Annotated in this window: 15 protein-coding genes and 2 pseudogenes; 13 read left to right on the forward strand and 4 right to left on the reverse strand. The window is 73.1% G+C overall.

Features of this window, described 5'->3' with window-relative positions; all coding sequences use genetic code 11:
• Positions 1-147 precede the first annotated feature (147 nt).
• The 7 genes from WME97_RS01595 (at position 148) to WME97_RS01625 (ending at position 7,961) form a co-directional block, all read left to right on the forward strand.
• Positions 148-555: a hypothetical protein gene (locus tag WME97_RS01595; protein WP_437548918.1), complete on the forward strand. Its 408-nt coding sequence runs from the start codon at positions 148-150 to the stop codon at positions 553-555.
• Positions 552-1,886, forward strand: coding sequence for a LysM peptidoglycan-binding domain-containing protein (locus WME97_RS01600; RefSeq protein ID WP_437548920.1), 1,335 nt, complete (start codon positions 552-554; stop codon positions 1,884-1,886). The genes WME97_RS01595 and WME97_RS01600 overlap by 4 nt, the downstream gene beginning before the upstream one ends.
• 249 nt (positions 1,887-2,135) lie before the next feature.
• Complete coding sequence (locus tag WME97_RS01605; RefSeq protein WP_437548922.1) at positions 2,136-3,776, forward strand: tetratricopeptide repeat protein; 1,641 nt, start codon at positions 2,136-2,138, stop codon at positions 3,774-3,776.
• 463 nt (positions 3,777-4,239) lie between these two features.
• Positions 4,240-4,812: a hypothetical protein gene (locus WME97_RS01610; RefSeq protein WP_437548924.1), complete on the forward strand. Its 573-nt coding sequence runs from the start codon at positions 4,240-4,242 to the stop codon at positions 4,810-4,812.
• A 1-nt stretch (position 4,813) separates the two neighbouring features.
• Positions 4,814-6,037 (forward strand): matrixin family metalloprotease, encoded by a 1,224-nt coding sequence (locus tag WME97_RS01615; RefSeq protein ID WP_437548926.1) that lies wholly within the window; start codon positions 4,814-4,816, stop codon positions 6,035-6,037.
• A 400-nt stretch (positions 6,038-6,437) separates the two neighbouring features.
• On the forward strand, positions 6,438-6,887 hold the full coding sequence (locus tag WME97_RS01620) for a hypothetical protein (RefSeq protein ID WP_437548928.1): 450 nt from the start codon (positions 6,438-6,440) through the stop codon (positions 6,885-6,887).
• A 363-nt stretch (positions 6,888-7,250) separates the two neighbouring features.
• The gene (locus tag WME97_RS01625; RefSeq protein ID WP_437548930.1) at positions 7,251-7,961 is read left to right on the forward strand and encodes a hypothetical protein; all 711 of its coding nucleotides are present in this window, start codon (positions 7,251-7,253) and stop codon (positions 7,959-7,961) included.
• 72 nt (positions 7,962-8,033) lie between these two features.
• On the opposite strand, the gene WME97_RS01630 is transcribed toward WME97_RS01625, so the two are convergent.
• Positions 8,034-8,417, reverse strand: coding sequence for a hypothetical protein (locus WME97_RS01630; RefSeq protein ID WP_437548932.1), 384 nt, complete (start codon positions 8,415-8,417; stop codon positions 8,034-8,036).
• 18 nt (positions 8,418-8,435) lie between these two features.
• On the opposite strand from WME97_RS01630, the pseudogene WME97_RS01635 reads away from it, so the two are divergent.
• Positions 8,436-8,672, forward strand: a pseudogene (locus WME97_RS01635) (Uma2 family endonuclease); the annotation flags it as partial.
• 416 nt (positions 8,673-9,088) lie between these two features.
• Here the strand turns inward: WME97_RS01635 and WME97_RS01640 are convergent.
• Positions 9,089-9,355, reverse strand: a pseudogene (locus WME97_RS01640) (tyrosine-type recombinase/integrase); the annotation flags it as partial.
• A gap of 215 nt (positions 9,356-9,570) precedes the next feature.
• On the opposite strand from WME97_RS01640, the gene WME97_RS01645 reads away from it, so the two are divergent.
• Both WME97_RS01645 and WME97_RS01650 read left to right on the forward strand, forming a co-directional pair.
• On the forward strand, positions 9,571-10,161 hold the full coding sequence (locus tag WME97_RS01645; protein ID WP_437548934.1) for a Uma2 family endonuclease: 591 nt from the start codon (positions 9,571-9,573) through the stop codon (positions 10,159-10,161).
• 72 nt (positions 10,162-10,233) lie between these two features.
• Complete coding sequence (locus WME97_RS01650; RefSeq protein ID WP_437548936.1) at positions 10,234-10,434, forward strand: hypothetical protein; 201 nt, start codon at positions 10,234-10,236, stop codon at positions 10,432-10,434.
• Positions 10,435-10,542: 108 nt separating this feature from the next.
• Here the strand turns inward: WME97_RS01650 and WME97_RS01655 are convergent, their stop codons facing one another.
• Both WME97_RS01655 and WME97_RS01660 read right to left on the reverse strand, forming a co-directional pair.
• On the reverse strand, positions 10,543-15,273 hold the full coding sequence (locus tag WME97_RS01655; protein ID WP_437548937.1) for a sigma 54-interacting transcriptional regulator: 4,731 nt from the start codon (positions 15,271-15,273) through the stop codon (positions 10,543-10,545).
• A gap of 12 nt (positions 15,274-15,285) precedes the next feature.
• Complete coding sequence (locus WME97_RS01660) at positions 15,286-16,215, reverse strand: hypothetical protein (protein WP_437548939.1); 930 nt, start codon at positions 16,213-16,215, stop codon at positions 15,286-15,288.
• Between the two features lie 322 nt (positions 16,216-16,537).
• Here WME97_RS01660 and WME97_RS01665 point away from each other — a divergent pair, with 322 nt between their 5' ends.
• The 3 genes from WME97_RS01665 to WME97_RS01675 are packed head-to-tail and all read left to right on the forward strand — an operon-like array spanning position 16,538 to position 19,487.
• Entirely contained in the window at positions 16,538-17,689 is a 1,152-nt protein-coding gene (locus WME97_RS01665) for an alpha/beta fold hydrolase (protein WP_437548941.1), read from the forward strand.
• A gap of 42 nt (positions 17,690-17,731) precedes the next feature.
• Positions 17,732-18,952 (forward strand): GNAT family N-acetyltransferase, encoded by a 1,221-nt coding sequence (locus tag WME97_RS01670; RefSeq protein WP_437548942.1) that lies wholly within the window; start codon positions 17,732-17,734, stop codon positions 18,950-18,952.
• Positions 18,953-18,965: 13 nt separating this feature from the next.
• On the forward strand, positions 18,966-19,487 hold the full coding sequence (locus WME97_RS01675) for a J domain-containing protein (RefSeq protein WP_437548944.1): 522 nt from the start codon (positions 18,966-18,968) through the stop codon (positions 19,485-19,487).
• The last annotated feature ends 109 nt before the right edge of the window (positions 19,488-19,596 follow it).

A 19,596-nucleotide genomic window follows, 5' to 3' on the forward strand; every position in this document is an offset into this window, starting at 1 on the left:
AACGCGTGACGTCGCGCCGCCCACCTCCGGTCGCGTGCGGTTGTTCCGGCGCGTCGTCCCGTCGGGGCGCGCGGCGTCCTGTCGCGGGGCGCGGAGATCGCCGCGCGTTTGGCCGGCCGGCGCGGCGGCGGGTAGGCTGGGCGTCCCATGAGGATTGGCCTGGGCATCGGCTCGACGGCGCTCGCGCTCGCCGCGCTCAACGTCGGTTGCGGCGGAGGGCACGACGCGGTCGAACGACAGCTCTCCGAGCTGCGCGCGGAGCTCGTCAGGGTGCGCGCGGAGAACGCGGTGCTCGCGGATCGTGTGGGCTCGCTGGAGCGCTCGCGGGGCGGCGCCCGCAGCGCGGCGCGCCCTGACGAGGCCGGGGCGCGCGCGGTGCCCCCGGAGGAGCCGGACAGGCCCGACCTCGAGGTGGTGCGGCTCGCGCCGGAGGACGACGGCGCGCGGCCGCCGGTGCTCCGCTCGACCGCGAACGGCGCCGTGATCGAAGAGCCCCCGGGCGGGTCGCCGCCGTCGAGCCAGCCCCCCTCCACCCTGTCGAGGCGCAAGCGATGAAGTTCCCCCCGAAGGCAACGCTGGTCCTGGTCTCCCTGGCGATCGTCGCCGCGCCGCCGCTGGCGCGCGCTCAGGACCAGCAGGGCGGCGAGGAGGGCGCCGGCCAGGCGCCGGGCGTCACCGTGGTCCAGCTCCCGAGGGGCGAGCCGACCGTCGAGACGCAGGTCGTGGTGCCGGGTTATCCGCAGCCGGGGTTCGATCCGAACGCCCACCTGCCCTCGAGCTCGCGGGGCACGACGGACACGTCCCGCCCGTCGGACGGCTTCGATCTGGGCCGCCGGAGCGAGGGCGCCGCCTCGGTGAAGGGCGGCGCGAGCGGCAGCTACGTCGTCGAGGGGCAGTTCGTGCCCGAGTCGCACTCGGTGCGGCGCGGCGACACGCTCTGGGACATCTCGGGCAGGTACTACACGAACCCCTATGCGTGGCCGCAGGTCTGGGCGCTGAACCCGCAGCTCCAGAACCCGCACTGGATCTACCCGGGCGACCGGATCCGGCTCCGCGACCCGAGCGAGGGCCCGACCCGCGGCAGCATCGGGTTCGGCGCGAACCAGCTGGGGCGCGGGGGGCGGGTGCCGTCGAAGACGATCTTCCTGCGCGAGCTCGGCTGGGTCGACGACGTGAAGAAGGACACGTGGGGGGAGCTCGTCGCGAGCCCCGACGACCAGATGCTTCTCAGCGAGGGCGACGACGTCTACCTCCGCCTCTCGGACGATCACGACGTCTCGATCGGCCAGGAGCTGACGATCTTCCGCGAGATCAAGAAGGTGAAGAGCGGGGACGTGAAGGGCGAGCTCGTGACGGTGCGCGGCACGGCGCGCGTGGATCGCTACAACCCGAAGACGCACATGGTGCGCGCGCGGCTCATCGAGTCGCTCGACGTTGTCGAGCGCACGGACAGGGTCGGCGCGGTGTTGCGGCGCCTCGACGTGGTGCCGCCGGTGGGCGCCGAGGCGGATCTCGAGGCGAAGATCCTCGCGGCCGTCTACCCCTACCAGCTCGTCGGGCAGCACCAGGTGGTGTTCATCGACAAGGGCGAGAAGGACGGCGTGAAGCCGGGGCAGCGCTTCTTCGCGGTCCGGCGGGGCGACCGCTGGCTGCAGCAGATCAGCGGCGCGGGCAAGCTGGCCACGGTCCGGCCGCGGGTGCAGGACGAGCGTCCGGCGCAGGTCGACGAGCCGAAGTTCGGCGTCGACGAGGAGCTGCTGCCGGACGAGACCTACGCCGAGCTGCGGGTCGTGCATGTGCGCGAGCGCACGGCAGCGGCGCTCGTGACCCACGCGATGTACGAGGTCGAGCGGGACGCGGTGCTGATCTCGCGCAAGGGCCTCTGAGGATCGACCGCCTGCGGCGTTATACGGCCGGGGTGTGCGGGGCGAAGCCCACGGGCCCGCGTCCGATTGCGTGAGCGGGCCAACGTGCGGGAAGGCAGCGGCCCCAGCCGTCGGCGCGCCGCCGCGCGCGACCTGGGCGGCGGAGGCGGCGGCGGAGGGAGGCGGGGGGGAGACGAAGCGCTGCCGCCGCGCTGACCGCGCAATGTCTCCACGAGGGGGGCGTCGGCGCGGTATGATGTTCCGCCTGGCATGCGTCGCCTTCCCGAAGTCCAGTCCGAGCTGAGGGGAGTGGACGGCGATCCTCCCACGCAGCGCTCGTTCGACAGCGTGACGGATCGCTGCACCCCGCGGAGCGGATCGCTGGCCGAGGTGCTCGGCGAGGGGGTGGTGCGGGGCCCCCGTTCGAGCGCGGCGCCTCCGAGCCTCAACAGCACCCCGCCGGAGGCGCGCGGCCACGCGCTGCGGGAGCGCGGCAACCTGCTCCTCCGGCGGAACGACTACGCGGGCGCCGCGCGCGACTACGACGAGGCGCTCGCGATGTTCCGGGCGACGGGCGACGCGCTCGGGCAGGCCCAGGTGTTCATGGATCGGGGCGCGCTGCGCCTGCGGGAGGGCGTCCCCGTGCAGGCGGTGCGCGACTACGACGAGGCGCTCGCGCTGTTCCAGGCCGCGGGCGATCGCGCGGCGGAGGGCGACGCGCTGCGGGCGCGGGGCTTCGCGCGCGCCGAGGAGGGCGATCTCGGCGGCGCTGTGTGCGACTACGATCTGGCGATCCACCTCTTCCTGCAGCTCGGCGATCGCGAGCCGCTCAAGCCCCGGGCCGGGTCGCGCGGGGCGGCCGCCGACGCCGACGCCCCGGGCCCCTCGGAGCCGCCTCGCGCCCGCCCTCACGGCGCCGCGCACGGGCGGGCGCTCAAGGCGCGCGGCGATCTGCGGGTCCGGCTCCGCAACCTGGCGGGAGCGGCGCGCGACTACAGCACGGCGCTCGCGCTCTTCCAGGACACGGGGGATCGGAGCGGGCAGGCCAGCGTGCTGAAGGCGCGGGGCGACATGCGGTTCGCCCAGGACAACGTGACGGGCGCCGCGCGCGACTACGACTGGGCGCTCACGCTCTACCAGGCGACCGAGGACCACCTCGGGCAGGCCGGCGTGCTCAAGGCGCGGGGCGATCTCCGGGTGCGGCAGGGGGATCTGGCGGGCGCCGAGAAGGATTACGACCAGGGGCTCGAGCTGTTCACGGCGACGCGCGAGGTCCTGGGCCAGGCCGCGGTGCTCAAGGCGCGGGGCGATCTGCGCTCCGTGCAGGAGGACCTTGTGGACGCGGTGCGCGACTACGACCGGGCGCTCGCCCTGTTCCGCACGGGCTTCGAGCGCCGCGGGCAGGCCGCGACGCTCAAGGTGCGGGGCGATCTCCGCCGCAAGCAGTTCGAGCTGGTGGCCGAGCTCGTGGGCGTCGCGGCGGCCGACGCGTCGGACCTGGAGGAGGCGCTCTCGGACTACGAGCAGGCGCTCGCCCTGTTCGAGGTGCTCGAGGACGGCGCGGGTCAGGCCGGCGTGCTGCGGGCGCGGGGCGATCTGGCGCGCATCCAGGGGGATCTCGCCGGGGCGCTGTCGCTCTACCTCGGCGCGAAGCGGCTCCTGGACGTGTCGGGCAACGCCGCGGAGCTCTCGGCGACCCTCGCCGAGATCGCCCGGACGCACGCGCTCGCGGGCCGCGCGGCCGAGGCGCGCGCCGCGGCGGAGCAGGCGCTCGCGCGGGCCGATCGCGCGACCAGCGCCGAGCACCGCGAGCTCGCGGAGGCGGTCCTCGCCGGCCGCGTCGTGGCCCGGGACGAGGCGTTCGCGAAGCGCGACTCCAGGGCGCCGAACGGCCTGAAGCGGTTCGACTGAGAGAGGCCCTGAGCCGCGCCGGCGCGCGGAGGGCGTCGGGGCGAGCCTCCGCGCCCCCGGGCCTCCGCGGGCGGCGCGGCGCCGCACCGAGGACCCGCGCGCCGCTCCCGGCGAGCGAGGACAGCCTTCGATGACGCTGATGGCGAGTTGACCCGATCGACGGACAACCCTCCTGACTCCGCTCGATGCTGCCGAGTGCGGGGATGACCCGATAAGGGCGTCTCCTCCCCGAGAGCTCCGGAGTGCGCCGTCTACGTGTACGGCACAAATCCAGGCGCACCACGGCCCGGGTGGCAATGCCCGCTTCCGTACATGTCGGCATGGCATCGCGCTGCGGTGTGATGATCCGCCGTCACGACAGACGGGCAACACCACGGCATCCTGAGCACGTTGCAGCGCTGTTTCCTGGTTGGCCGCCGCGCGCGCTTCGGGATAGAAAAGAATGTCTTAAGGAGTCATCTACATGAAGAGAGGCTTGAAAGCAGTGCTCGCCCTGTCCGCCGCGCTCGCTCTGCTAGGCATCGGTGCGCCCGCGGACGCGACGACGGCCGTCCTTCTCTCGCGGGAGGAGCTCGTGCGCCAGTCGGCGACGATCGCGCGCGTGATCGTCGGCCGATCGTACACGGCGGAATCCGACGACGGAAAATCGATCGTGACCCGCACCGAGCTCACGATCACCCAGCCGCTCAAGGGCGGCGCGGCGGACAAGGGGGGGTCGAAGATGATTGTGCTGGAGCAGATGGGCGGGACCTACAACGGCAAGACACAGCGGCTGCTCGGCGACGCCAAGCTCTCGCCCGGCGAGGACGCCGTGGTCTTCCTGCGCTCGGGCGACAAGGGGCGGTGGCACCTCACGGCGCTGGCGCTGTCGGCCTATCACGTGGACAAGAAGGGCATGGCGCGGCGCATCCTCGATGGGCTGCACCTCGTCCGGCGGACCGGAGCCGCGCTGGTGCCCGTCGAGACGCCCGTCGAGGCGGTCGAGCCCATCGAGAGCCTCATGACGGACGTCGTGCGCATCGCGGGAGGGAAGTGAGGTGAGGCGCCGCGTCGCCCTCGCCGCCCTGCTCGGCGCCGTCTCGTCCCTCGCCGTGGCCCGTGAGGCCGCCGCGTGGACGCCGCTCGATGACGTGGTCCCCCGCTGGGGCAAGCTGCCCGTCACCTACTACATCAACCGCTCGACGATCCCGGGCGAGATCTCCGCCTTCGCCGTCGACCGTGTCGAGACCGGGTTCGAGACGTGGTCGAACGCGGGGTGTACGGCGTGGCAGGTCGAGCTCCTCGGCGACACCACCGATCGTTACAACTACAACGACGGCAAGAACGTGTTTCAGTGGGTCAGCTCCTCCTGGCCGAACATGCTCGGCGACGTCAACTCGGTCATCGGCGTCACGATGCCGGTCTGGAGCTTCGACGGCGCCATCATTGACGCCGACATGGTCTTCAACGACGTCGGGTTTTGCTGGAACGACACCGGCAACAACGGCTGTGTCGACACGCAGTCGATCGCCACGCACGAAGAGGGGCATTTCCTGGGCCTCGGCCACTCCGCCGAGCGGAGCGCGACGATGACCCCTTACTATGTCGTGGGCTCGTCGATGCGCACCATCGAGCAGGACGACATCGATGGCGTGTGCGCGCTGTATCCCATCGGCGGGACCACGGCCGCGAGCGCCGCGAGCGCTGCCGCCGGCGGCGGCGGCAGCTGCGATAGCTGCTCGAACGATTCGCTCGCGGACACCTGCAGGGCGCCCTATGACGCGTGCGGTGGGTCGAACGCGTGCAGGGGATTCATCGGCTGTGTCAACGAGTGCCAGGACGACGCGTGCGTCGAGCGATGCATGGATGACCATGCCGAGGGCGCCGGCATGTATATCAGCATCCTCGAGTGCATCTGCGGGGAATGCTCGACCGAGTGCTCGACCGAGTGCGCTGGCTTCGATGGCGGCGGCAGCGGCGCCGGCGGCGCCGGCGGCAGCGGGGGCGATGGCGGAGCGGACGGCAGCAGCGTGTCGACCTCCTCCTCCTCGGCCGGCGGCGGGTCGACCGTGGGCGCGACCGTGAGCTCGTCGGTCGCCTCGAGCGGCGGGGTGGGCGGCGCGGGCGGCGCCGATCCCGACGACACGCCGAAGAGCGGCGATGAGGAGTCTGGCGGCGATGCCGGGTGCTCCTGCTCGACGACCGGCCGATCGGCGGATCTCGGCGGCGTCATGCTCCTCGGCGTGCTCGGCGCGCTGGCGTCGCGACGGCGCCGGCGCTGAGCGTTCGGTCGCGGGGCTTCAGGGGGAGCGCCGGCCCCCGCGGCGGCGCGGCTCGCGTCTGGGCCTGCCGCGATCTTCCGGGCCAGAGAGCACCTGAGAGGACACCTGGTGGAGGCCCGCGCCGTCGGCGTGGGGGCTCTGACCTCCACCGCGCCGCGCGGGCGCCCGCCGGCGCGGCGCGGTGGAGCGCGAAAACCCCGAGATAGGCCGTCTTCCCCGCGGATCCTGGGCGCGCCCAAGGCGGGCCGAAGCACCCCGACAACCTGGCCCGCCGGTTGCTCTATCCGGATGCGACGCCGCGAGACAGCGACGAGGGACGCCGAGGCGAGCTCGAGCTCGCAAAGAGGCCGTCGACACGCGATCTCGCGAGCGCGAACACAAGGCCCAAGGACACACCACCATGAACATCAAGAACCTGCTCCTCTGCTCGCTCATCTCTTCCTCCTCGCTCGTCGGCTGCATCGCCGAGCCGCTCGAGGGCGACAGCGTCGATGAGGGCGCGAGCGACGCCGCCGAGGTCGTGGGCGAGGGCGCAGAGGCGATCATCGGCCCCGGCGGGGATGACGGCGGCGGCCCGGTCACGAAGACCGTGAACCTCTCCTGCTCGATCACCTATCCCAGCATCTTCAACCCGAACGCCGCGATCAAGAACACCTCGCTCTTTGGCGTTCCGGAAGATGCGAAGATCACCTTCACCGTCACGCACTACTACGGCGATCCGGGGCCCTACACCCGCTCGGTCACCGGGCCGCTCGCCAAGGGCCAGACCAAGCTCGTCCCCCTCACGCACCCCGGCGCGCTCGACGCCTACGGCTGCACCGCCAAGGCCACCTGGATCCTCCCCGACTGAACCCGCGTCGGCAGACCAGCAGCCCTGTTGCAGGGCCAGGGCGTCACCGCGCACGGAGCCCCGATGTCCCCAGGCGCGCGTCCACGCGCGCCTTCGCGGAGCTCGCCCTGGCTCCCGATCTCCACGAGAGCAGCGCTCGACACGAGGGCAGCACTCGACGTCTTACCTGTTCCTACCTCTCCCGCCTCGCCCCCAATTTTTGTTTTGCCAATTGACACAACAGAAAATCGGGCTACCTTGAAGCTCGTGACAGCGCCAGGCCGCCCGCGCGGCAGACCGAGGAAGGATCCGCAGCAGCTCGCGACATGGGTTCCGCCCGAAGGCTGGTCACGCCTTGTCGCGTGGATCTCGCCGGAGGAGCGGATGGCGCTGAAGCGCGTCGCGCTCGAGGCGAGCACCTCCGTCGCGGAGCTGGTGCGTGCGCTGGCGAGCGGGCTCGCTGGGGGCGTCATCACCCCTGACGAGCTGCTCGGCCACGTACGAAAGGGCATTCAGGTCATGGAGAAGATTCCGACGATTTTCGATCGCGGCGACGACTTCAAGGTGCTCCCGAAGCCGCGGGAGGGGTGCGAGTGGGTCTTTGCGGGCGAGGGCCGTCCCACCGAGAAGCTCGACGGCACGAACGTGCGGTTGACCATCCGCTCGGGCCACGTGGTCCGGGTCGAGAAGCGCAGGAACCCGAGCAAGCTCCAGAAGCAGCAGGGAATCATCGACGGCTGGTACGTCGACGCCGATGAGCACGGTCCGGAAGACAGGTGGATCTTCGAGGCGGTTCGCGGGACGGAGTTCCAGGGCTGGCCGGACGGCGAGCATTCGGCGGAGGCGCTCGGACCGAGCATTCAGGGCAACCCGCTCGGGCTCGCCAGGCACATGGTCGTGCCGTTCAACCTCGAGATCCCCGTCTACGATGACGTCCCGAGGACCTATGACGGCCTCCGCGGCCTGTTCCAGCACCTGGAGAGCCGCTTCGCCCCGGGCCACCTCGCCGAGGGGATCGTGTTCCACCACCCCGACGGCCGGCGCGCCAAGATCAAGCGCAAGGACTTCCCCGGAGGGGCCGGCAAGTCGCGGTGAGGCTCCGGCCGATCGGGGCGCCTCTCCGCCGGGATCGAGGCAGCTCGCGATTCGCGCCCGTACCGCGGGCGTTCAGCGCCGCCGCCTGCCGCGCGCTGGCTTGCTGCTGCCTCCGCCGCGCGGCGCTGGCTTCTCTCCGCCGGGGCGCTGAGCCGGCTTCGCTCCGCCGGGGCGCTGAGCCGGCTTCGCTCCGCCGGGGCGCTGAGCCGGCTTCGCTCCGCCGGGGCGCTGGGCCGGCTTCTCCGGCGGCGCCTCCGTCGTCCGGACGACGAGCAGCGCCTGCCCGCGCTCGAAGGTCGGCGTCACGCTCACGTAGCCGTTCTCGCGCGCGAAGCCCGCCATGTCGCCGCGGTGCTCATCCATGTACCGGCTGAACCGCGTCCAGAGATCGCGCGCCTCCTCGTCGGCGAGGGGCGCGCCGTCGATGGAGGCGGCGAGGTTCGAACGATCGCTCACGTGGGTCCCGTGGCCGGGATGATGCGCCGTGAAGTGCGGCGCTTCCAGCTGTTATTGGCGGGTCTACCCCGCACGTCTCGCCGCCTTGCCGCGCCATCCGCCCCCGGGCAGGCTTCGCCGATGGGCCAGCCCGCCGAGAAGCAGCGCCGCGCGACGTACGCCGACCTCGAAGCTGTCCCACCGAACAAGGTGGCGGAGCTCGTCCGCGGCACCCTGCACGTGTTCCCTCGGCCGGCGCCGCGGCATTCCGAGGCCATCGAGCTCGATCTCTCGGTCCTCTGGGCGAGGTGACACGCCACCGCGCTGACACGGCTGCTCCAGCCAAGGCGCCGGTGTTCCCCCAGCTTCGCCGCCGCGCCCCGCCCGGAGCGCGGCCCCCGCATCACTGGATCCCGTATCCGGATTGTGGGGGGCGAAGTGCTGCATTTCCCGGGTCTTTTCGAGGATCGGAGCCCACCGATCGTGGCAGCTAAGTGCCCGTGGGTCCGTCCCGTGGGTCCACCTTCGGGCGTCCCACCCCCCTCCGTCAAGGGGCCGCCGCGCCCGTCCGCCGGCGCCGGCGCGAGCTCGGGGATCGCGCCGGTGATGTCGGGGAAGGGCTCGATCCGGAGGTCCGCCAGCGTGCGGGCGGCGCGCGTGTAGCGGTCCACCTGCCGCGTCTCCACGCACTCGACGTCCTGCACGACGCGCTCGCCATCGGCCGGGGCGCCGCACCGCGCGCGCCAGGCGCGCAGCACGTTGACCAGACCAGCGGGGATCTCGAAGAGCTGCGGCACGCCGTTCTTGGTGATGAGGGCGGCGAGCATGGCGTGGGTGATGTCGACGTCCTTCCACTTCAGCGCCATCAGGCTCGACTTCCGCAGGCCCGTGTAGACGGCGAGCGCGTACAGCACGCGGCGTCCGATCGCGATCTCCACGGACGCGAGGAGCGCGAGCACCTCCGCCGGCAGGAGATAGGCGAAGAGCTTCGCCGTCCCCTTCGGCGGGCGGTCTATGCGTCTACCGCGTCGCGTCTGGAGCGACGTGCCGAGCGCTGGCCACGGCGAGGGCGTCGCTCGGGAGCGCCCTTTCGGCTTGACACCGCGCCGAGGCTTCGCAGTGAGCGGGCGGTCGCCATCTTGCCCCGCTGCCCGCCCCCGTGCAGGCTTCCGCCATGGGCCAGCCCGCCGAGAAGCAGCACCGCGCGACGTACGCCGACCTGGAAGCCGTCCCGCCGAACAAGGTGGCGGAGCTCATCGGGGGCGTGCTGCACGTGATGCCGCGGCCAGCGCCGCGCCACGCGAACGCCAGTTCTGGCCTGATCGGGGAGGTCCGCGGCCCGTTCCAAGGCGGCCGTGGCGGCCCTGGGGGGTGGTGGATCCTGAACGAGCCCGAGCTGCACTTCCCGGACCCAGCGGCGCCCGGCGAGGTCGACGTGCTCGTTCCGGACGTCGCTGGCTGGCGTCGCGAACGGATGCCGGAGCTCCCTGAGACGGCCTACTTCTCCCTCTCGCCCGACTGGGTCTGCGAGGTGCTGAGCCCGTCCACGGAGAAGGTCGATCGGAACGACAAGATGCTGATCTACGCGCGCGAGGGCGTGCAGACGGCGTGGCTCGTCGACCCCATCGAGAGGACGCTCGAGGTCTACTCGCTCGTCCCGCATCGGGGCTGGGCCGCTGTTGGGACGCACCGCGGGGCGGCGCGGGTTCGTGTCGCGCCATTTCAGGCCATCGAGCTCGATCTCTCGGTGCTCTGGGCGACGTGACCTGCAGCCGCGCTGACCCGGGCGCTCCGCCCGCGGCGAGGGTGAGGAGCGGCGTCGTGATAGCCTCGCCGCATGATCGTCCCACCCCAGGACGCAGAGATCCTTGATCCGCCCTACCCCGGCGTGACCGCGAGCCCCATCTCTCCGCGCGACGGCGTCGAAATGAGCGTCTCCGAGCTGTTCCCCGACGTGGCCGTCATCGAGCCGCCGCATCCGCACGTGCACGCGCTCGGGCTCGCCCTGGCGGTCGCCGTCGTGGCCCTGCGTCGATGAGTGCCATGGCCGGCGCGTCGGTGAAGTCGGCGTTCAGCTCGTGACGTGAAGGCAGAGCTCGCACGGGCGCCCGTCGCCCCGCGCCCCACGCCGAGCGCGGCCCCCGCGTCACTGGATCCCGTACTCCTTGAGGCGCCGGTAGAACGTCCGGCGCGGCAGGCCCACGACCTGCGCCGCCTTCACCCGGTTCCAGTTACAGCTCGAGAGCGCGACGAGGATGCGCTCTCGCTCGCTCGCCTTGTGCGCGTCCAGCGACGTCTCGACGCGGTGTGGGTCGCTCGACGGCGGAGCCCGGCCCGCGCTCGCGGGCGCACCGCCGCCAGCGGGCGCCCGCGGCGGGGGCGTGGCGCCGCTGTCGAGCGACCCCCGCAACGACCGAGGCGCCGCGTCGGGGAGCTCGAAGTCCTCGCTCTCCAGCTCGGGGCGATCCGACAGGACCCACGCGTTGAGCAGCACGTTCTCGAGCTGCCGCACGTTCCCGGGCCAGGTGTACGCCGACAGCCGCTTCAGCGCGGCGCGGGACACGCTGCGGCGATCGCGGCCGTAGCGCGCGGCGAAGATCCCGAGGAAGTAGTCGATGAGCAGCGGGATGTCCTCGATCCGCTGGCGCAGCGACGGCACCCGCACCTCGACGACGTGCAGCCGGTAATAGAGATCCTCGCGGAACGTGCCCCGCGAGACCATGTCGGCGAGATCCCGGTGCGTCGCCGCGATGACCCGCGCGTCGACCGGCTCCTCACGCGCGCCGCCGACCGGACGGACGACCTTCTCCTGCAGCACACGCAAGAGCCCCGCCTGCATCTTCTGCGGCATCTCCCCGATCTCGTCGAGCAGGATGGTGCCGCCGGTCACCTCCCGGAAGAGCCCCTTCCGGTCGCGATCGGCGCCCGTGAACGCGCCGCGGACGTGCCCGAAGAGCTCGCTCTCCAGCAGGTGCTCCGGGATCGCGCCGCAGTTGACGCCGACGAACGGCTTCTTCGCCCGCGGGCTCGCGTTGTGGATCGTCCGCGCGACGACCTCCTTGCCCGTCCCGCTCTCGCCCGTGATCAGGATCGGGATGTCCGTGTCCTTCACCCGGTCGATGAGCGCGTAGACGCGGCGCATCGCCTCGCTCGTGCCGACCAGGCCCTCGTAGCCGAAATGGCCGCGGATCACCGCGCGCGCCGAGCGCAGATCCCGCCGCGTCGCGGCCAGCTGCGCGGTGCGGTGGCCGAGGAGCTCCTCCAGCTTGGCGCGCGCCGCGCGCAGCTCCTCGTTCGCGCGCTCGAGCTCGCGGGCGCGGCGCTCGTTCTCGCTCACGAGGCGCGCCGTCTCGATCGCGATCGCGACCTGATCGGCCAGCGCCGTCAGCGTCGGGAGCTCCACCTCGAACTTCGCCGCCGCGCTCAGCCGGGTCTCCAGGTACAGCGCGCCGATCACCTGCCCGCTCCGCTGCCGGATCGGCACGCACGCGACCGACTGCAGCATGAGCTGATGCACCGAGACGTAATCGCTCATGCGCGCGTCGTCCCGCGCGCTCGCGGTCACGACCGGCTCGCCCGTGGAGATCACCCGCTCGGCGATCGAGCTGGAGAAGCGCGCGTGCGGGTCGTCCCCCGCCTGATCGCGCGAGGCGTGGATCGAGAGATCGACCGCGCCTTCGCCCGCAACCGGCTGCAGCTCGTCGCGCGGCGGCCGCTGCAGGATGATGAACCCGCGCTCCGCCTGGAGGAGCGCGATCGCATGATCGGTCACCTTCGCGAGCAGGCGCGTGAGGTCGTGCTCGCCGGCGATCTCGCGGTTGATCTCGAGGACCCGCGCCAGCCGGTCCTCGCCCTGCGGGGCCGCAGCGCCTGCCTGAGCCGCCGCGCTCTGCTGGGTGAACGGCACCGTGCGGCTGCTCATCAGCTCGAGCATCGCGGCCGCCCGGATCTCCTTGCGCCGCGCGTCGTTCCAGAACACCTCCCGGAGGTCGCGCGGCAGCTTCGAGGCGATCTCCTCCAGCGTGATCAGCGCCTCCTCGCGGTCGTGGCGCGCCCGGATGAGGTGCCCCCGCTCCGTCTCGAGCTGCGCCCGCGCCTCGAGCGCGCGCCAGATCCAGTCGCGCTGGCCCGCGGCGCGCGCCGCGTCGAGCGCCTCGTCGTACGCCGCGCGGGCCCGCCACTCGTCGCGCGCGACCGCCGCGACGCGGCCGCGCGCGAGCGCGAGCAGGGCGCGGTGGGCGCCGGTCGTCCCCAGGCGCTCCGACGCCACGTCGATCTCCTCGCCGAGGGCGCGCGGATCCGCGCCGGCGCGCGCCACCGCGAAGAGCACGCGCTCGAGCCGCGCCTCGACCCCGTCGATGCGCCGGCCCATCGCCTCGTACGCCTCGGCGCACTCGAGGCAGAGCCGCTCGGCCTGCTCGAGATCGCCCGAGCGCGCCGCGTGCTCCGCCTCGAGCGCGAGCAGCTGCGCCTGCTGCTGCGGCGCGAGATCCGCGCGCTGGGCGGCGAGCGCGTCGAGCGACACCCGGGCCCGCGCGAGCCGCCCGAGGTAGAGGTCGAGGTTGGCGAGGTTGAGGAGCGCCTGGCGGATCGTCGCCACGCGGCCGGAGCGCCGGCCCAGATCGACGGCGGCCTCGAGGTGGCGGATGGCCGCGCCGAGGTCGCCCTGGAGCTTCGTGAGCGCGGCGAGGTTCAGGCGGGTCGTCGCGAGCGTGCCCGCGTCGCCGGCCTGCTCCGCGGCTGTGAGCGCCTCCTCGTAGACCGCCTTCGCCTCGCTGAGGTGGTCGTCCCGCTGGAGCGCGAAGGCGAGCGACACGAGCGCGACCGACAGGATCCGCGGCTCTCCCGTGAGCCGCGCGAGCCGGACCGCGTGCTCCAGCGTGCGCTTCGCGTCCTCGTGCCGCGAGGCGAAGCTCTGCGCGAGCCCGCGCGTCGCCACCGCCTCGGAGACGATCGCCTCGGGCGAGGCGCCGAACGCGGCGGCCGTCGTGAGCTCGGGGCGCGACGCGCCGGTCAGCCCCGCCTCGATCTTGAGCGGACCCACCCGCTCCACGGCCTCGCCCGCGCGGCGCTCCGCCTCGCCGTAGTCGCCGGCGCGCACGAGCGCGCGGGCCATCTGCAGCGACCAGAACGCCGCCAGCGCGTGATCGTCCGAGGCCTCGACCTGCTCCTTCACGCGCCCGAGCTCGGCGAGCGCCCGCGCCGTGTCGCCGCGGTTCATGGCGAGCCGCGCGCGCGCGAGCGTCAAGGTGGGCACCGCGGCGGCGGAGCCGTCGCCCTCGTGCCGTCCGAGCGCCTCCGCGGCCGCGTCGAAGTGGCCGCGGTCGAGCAGCCGGTGGATCTCCGCCGGCGGCAGCGCCGCCCCCTCGGCGCCCGCGCCGCCCGGCCCGGACGCCACCGCGCTCGTCGGGGGCGCGTCGAGCAGCCGATCGACGTCCTCGGTCGACGCGACGGGCGCGCGCGCGATGCACGCGACGATCTCGCGGATGCGCCCGGGCCACCGCCCCGCGCGGGAGACGACGTGCGCCGCCACCGCGTCGCTCAGCGACGGGATGGTGCGCTGCACGAGCTCGCGGGCGACCTGCTCGTCGAGCGGCGCCATCTCGAAGCGCTCGAACCCGCGGCCCAGGCGCGCGGGTGGAGGCGCGCCGTCCGTGGGCGCACCGCGCGCGCCGCGCCGCGCGCCTGGCGCCCGGTCCGCGCCGCTCTCCGATGGATCCCCGAGCACGAGCACGAGCTTGCCGCCGGCCTTCCGCACCTCGTCGAGCCGCTCGATCGCCGCGTCGCCGAGCCGATCGGCGTCGTCGACGAGCGCCGTCACCCGGCCGAGATCGTGCTCCGACAGCTCGATCGAGAGCGCCTCGCGCGGGTCTGCCACGCCGGCCGCCTCGACCCACGCGACGGCGTACCCGCCGACCTCGAGCGACCACGCGATGCGCCGGAGCAGCGCGCTCCGCCCGGAGGCGCGCGGGCCTTCGATCGAGAGCCCGCCGCCCGCGGGCAGCGCCATGATCTGCGCGAGCAGCCGCGTGGAGGGCGCGTCCAGCCCGACGATGGGCCAGACCACGGCGCCCGCGTCCGCGTCGGGCCGCGCGCCCGCCTCGCCCGGCCTCGCGGCCTCCTCTCCCGGCCCGGAGGGGAGCCGCGCCGCGCGCCGGAGCGCGTTCGCGAGCTCGTCCGCGCTCGGGTAGCGCACGTTCGGGTCCTTGGCGGTCGCCCGGTCGACGACCCCCTGGAGCGCCTCGACGACCTTCGGGTCGCGCTCGCCCCCGCTGTCGCGGAGGGCCTCGGCGAGCGTCGCGCCGAGCGCGAACACCTCGGCGCGGACGGTGAGCGGGTCGCCCTTGAAGAGCTCCGGCGCGGCGTAGCGGGGCGTGAGGCCCACGGGCCGCGAGCCGTCGTCCCGGAACGGCGCGGCGAGGCCGAGGTCGACGAGCGTGGCGCGGCCGCCCTCGCCGACGATGATGTTCGCGGGCTTCACGTCGCCGTGCAGCAGGAGCGCGCGGTGCAGGCGCGTCAGCTGATCGGCCGCGTCGGCGATGGCCGCGAGGTTCCTGGCCAGGTCGCCCTTGCGCGCGAGCAGATCGGCGAGGCTCGTCCCCTCGACGAGCTCGCGCACCATGAAGGGCCGCCCTGACGCGGGCAGCCGGCCGAAGCGCAGCACGCGCGGCACGCCGAGGCCCTCGACGCCCGACAGCGCCGCCGCCTCGCGGACGAGCGCGAGCACCTCCGGCTCGTCCGCCTCCTCGCCGAGCGTCTTCAGCGCGACCGTCTTGCCGGTCAGGCGGTCGCGCACCGCCCACACCTCGCCACCACCGCCCTTTCCGAGGGCCCCGATCGGCTCATAACGCGGCGGAAACAGCGGACGCGACGTCACCTCATCCCTCGATCAGAGGCCATACCCCGCGGACAGCCCGAAGAACAACCCTGTGATGGAGAAGCCGGCGTCGAGCCGCGTCTGAAGCTGCTTGATCGGCTTGTACCGGAAGCTGAGCTGCGGGAACGAGATCCACGGGAACACCGATGGCTTGGAGCCTCCGTTGATCCAGCTCGGCTCGTCGTAGTCGCCGAAATGCTCGTTGGAGCCGTCGCAGAAGCCGCCGGTCGGGCCGGCGCACTTGCTCCACGAGCCCACGTCGTCGGGGTCGAGGCGCGACGGGTTGTTCGGGTACGCCTGCGCGCGGTAGAGGTTGCCGAAGACGACGCCGAGCCCGACGCCGCCGCCGATCAGCAGGGAGAAGCGGCCCTTCTCCTTGTCGAGCGGGATCTCATAGAGGAGATCGGTCGTGAAGTAGACGAGCTTCATGGTGCTCGACACCATCTCCCAGGCGTCGTTGCCGTCGTTCTTCCCCTTGAAGAGGAAGGGGTCCATCGAGTAGTCCGCGTAGGAGATCGCCAGATCGATCTCGAGCCCGTCCCTGCGCGTCGAGAGCTCCGGGCCGAAGGTGAACACGTTCACGCTCGACCCGCCGTCCGCGAAGAGGTTGATCATCGCCTTCGGCACGATGAGGTTCCGGAACCGGAGCCCGGCGAACCGATAGGTCTTGCCCTCGCGCTCGAACGGGGCGTTCTCGTCCGCCGCCTCGGGCGGCGCTTCCTGCGGCTTGTCCTTCTCGCCAGGCGCCTTGTCGTCCTGCGCCTTCTCGTCCGCGGCCTGCTTCTCGGCGGCGGCGGAGTCGTCCAGGTTGCCTTCCGCGTCGTCCTTGGGCTGCGCGCCGGCGCTCGACGAGAAGCTCACGGCGCCGAGCAATGCGGCGAGCGCGGCGGCCCTTGCGTGCACCCCGACCGCGAGCTGCCGACCCATCTTCACGTGGTCCATTGTAGGTCACCTAGCGATGCGTAAGTTCAGGGCCGGGCTCCGCGCCCACGGAACGGGCGCGCCGAGGCCAGCATCGGGTTCTCCGCGCGCCCCGGTGGACCGGGCACCAGCGGAGGGGAGGGTACACGAGACGCAGCGCCGTGTGACGCCTGCGGACCGCCCACGGCGGAGCTTTTTCCATGACGGCGCGCCAGAGCGCGGCTGCTCGTGATCGCCGTCGGCGGCCGTGCGATATCGGCGCTGCAGGGCCCCACGGCGGTGGCATTGCTGGCGGACCAAACGAGGTTGCACACAGCAAAATAATCCGCAATAGACGGAAAGGATGATCCTGCATCAGGCCCAGGTCGAGCAGACGATCGACCGCGACGAGCGGGACAGGTTCATCAAGGAGCTCGTGGTGGTGCGGGTCCGCAGCACCGCGCACGAGTCCCCGCCGGCGAGCCGTGGGATCGAGGGGGCGCGCGCGCCGGGGGTGGAGGACGCGGAGTCGGTGGAGCGGGACGTGCCGCTGGCGATGATCCGCAAGCGGAGCGCGCGGCTCCGGAGCACGGTGGCGAGCGTGCTGCTGGTCCACGGGTACGGCCAGAACCGGTACATCTGGCACCTGCCGTCGCGGAGCTTCTCGAACTACCTGGCGCGCGCGGGCTTCGACGTCTTCAACCTGGACCTGCGGGGGCACGGTCGGTCGCGGCACCTCGGGGCGCGGCGGCCGGCCCACGTGACCGATTTCGTCCGCGAGGACGTGCCGGCGGCGATCGAGGAGATCCGGCGCATCTCGGGCCCGCGGCCCGTGTACCTGATCGGCCACTCGCTCGGGGGGCTCGTCGGCTACGCGACGGCGCCGACGATGGGGGACGCGGTCGGCGGGATCGTCACGCTCGGGAGCCCGTACCTGTTCACGCACGGGTCGCGGTCGCTCGCGCTGCTCGGCCGGCTGATGCTGACGGTCGACCGGCGCGTCCCGCTCGGGCAGGGGGCGCTCCCGCTGTCGGCGTGGGGCGAGCCGTTCCGGTTCGTGCGGGCGTTCGTCGAGAGCCCGATCTTTCCGCTGCCGATCCGGGGGTTCGTGCCCGGCTCGATGGAGACGCGGGTGCTCACGCAGCACATGTCGCTGGCGATGGACAGCGGCAGCATCACGGTGCTCCGGAACATGTTCCTGGACGCGGCGGCGTCGCGGAAGAGCGGCCACCACATGGGGAGCCTCTTCGGCTACGCCGAGCGCTTCGAGCAGCTCGACCTGCCGCTCCTGGTCATCGCGGGCACGCACGACGACCTCGCGCCGCCGGCGTCGGTGAAGCCTGCGTACGATTTCAGCCGCTCCTCGGACAAGACGTACCGCGAGTTCCCGCGCGGCCACCTCGACATCGTCGTCGGCCGGGACGCGCCGCTCACGGTGTGGCCGCTCATCGAGGCCTGGCTGAAGACGCGCATCCGGCGGGCGGCGGCGAGGGAGCGCGAACAGCTGAGCGCGTAGGACGCCGCGCGAGGGCGCCGGCGCGACTGCTATCGTGGGCGGATGACCATCGAGCTGCGGCAGCTGGCCCCCGAGCAGCACGGCGAGTTCGTCCATCCCATCCTCACCGCCTTCGGCGCGCTCGTGAACACCGAGCGCCTGGAGGCGACGAAGCGGCTCCGGGAGCTCACGTATGGCCTCGGCGCGTACGACGGAGGGTCGCTCGTCGGGGCCGCCGGCACGTTCTCGCTCACGATGACCACGCCGGGCGGCGCCGTCCCGGTCGCCGGGCTCACGATGGTCGGGGTCATGCCGACGCACCGCCGCCGCGGCATCCTCACGCGCCTCGTCCGGCGGCACATCGACGAGGCGCGCGCCGCGGGGCAGCCGATCTCCGCTCTCTGGGCCACGGAGGGCTCCATCTACGGCCGCTTCGGCTACGGCCTCGCGTCGCAGGCGTGCTCCATCTCGATCGAGCGCGATCGCACCGCGTTCCGTGGGGAGGCGAGCGCGGAGGGCCGGGCGCGGCTGCTCGGGGAAGCCGAGGCGCTCGAGGCGTTCGCGCCGGTCTGGGAGCGCGCCCGCCCGCTCGTCCCCGGGATGCTGGCGCGCTCGGAGCCCTGGTGGCAGGGCCGGCGGCTCTCCGACAACGACTTCATCCGCCAGGGGGGCGGCCCGCTCCAGCGCGTCGTGATCGAGGTCGACGGGCGCGCCGAGGCCTACGCGCTGTACTGCGTGCACCATCGGTTTGACGCGTCCACGATCCCGATCGGCTCCGTCCGCGTCATCGAGGCGATCGGCGCCTCGCCGCTCGGGACGAGGCTCGTCTGGCGGTACCTCTTCGACATCGACCTGGCGCAGCGGATCGAGGCGAGCCTGCTGCCGCCCGATCATCCCCTCGGCATGCTCCTCGTCGAGCCGCGGCGGCTGCGCCTCACGGCGAGCGACGGGCTGTGGGTGCGCATCGTGGACGTAGAGGCCGCGCTCGCGGCGCGCGCCTACGGCAGCGGCGAGGCGCTCACGCTCGAGATCACCGACCGCGATTGCCCCTGGAACGCGGGCCGGTTCCAGCTCGACGGGGGCGAGCGGCGCGCGACGCGGACCACGGCGGCGCCGGACCTCCGCCTCGACATCACGGCGCTCGGCTCGGCGTACCTCGGCGGCGTCTCGTTCCGTTGCATGGCCGACGCGGGCCAGGTCGAGGCGCTCTCCGGAGGCGCCATCGAGCGCGCGGACAGCCTGTTCCGCGCCGCGCGCGCCCCGTGGTGCCCCGAGATCTTCTGAAGGCCAGGCCCCGATGACGCTCCCGCTCCGCGGCGTTTACGCGGTGACCCCGACCCGCCGCCGCCGCTTCCTCTGGGCCGCCTGGTGGACGGCCGAGCCCGCGCGCGACCCGTTCCGCCCTCCGGACGCGAGCCAGGGCGGCGCGCGGACCGTCGAGGAGGCGCGGGCGCAGGCCGAGCGCGCGGCCGGGCGCCCGCTCGTCGAGATCGAGCCGGCGTGGGCGACGGCCTGGACGCGCGTCCTGCGCGGCGAGCCCCCGTGGCCCAAGCCGCGCGCGCGGCGGGAGGCGCCCCCGCCGCCGCCACCCGGGCCGTCGAGCCGCGCGCCGTCGCGGCCGGCGTCCGCGCGCGGCGCGTCGCCGTTCGCGGTGCTCGGCCTGGCGGAGGCCGCGAGCGCGGACGAGATCCGCCAGGCGTTCCGCCGGCTCGCGCTCCTCACGCACCCCGATCGCGGCGGCGACGCCCGCGAGTTCATGCGCGTCAAGTGGGCCCACGACGAGGCGATGGCCAGGCTCGCGCGGCCCAGGCGCAGGTAGCGGCGCGATCCAGGGCTAGTACCTAGGGTCAGAAATGCTGCCAGGGATCTGCGTCGCGAGCGGAGCGAGAGTTCGACGCAAAGGCGCCAAGAGCGCAAAGACGCAAAAA

Origin of the sequence: Sorangium sp. So ce367, from assembly GCF_051520455.1 — a bacterium.
Classification (GTDB): Bacteria; Myxococcota_A; Polyangia; order Polyangiales; family Polyangiaceae; genus Sorangium; species Sorangium cellulosum_B.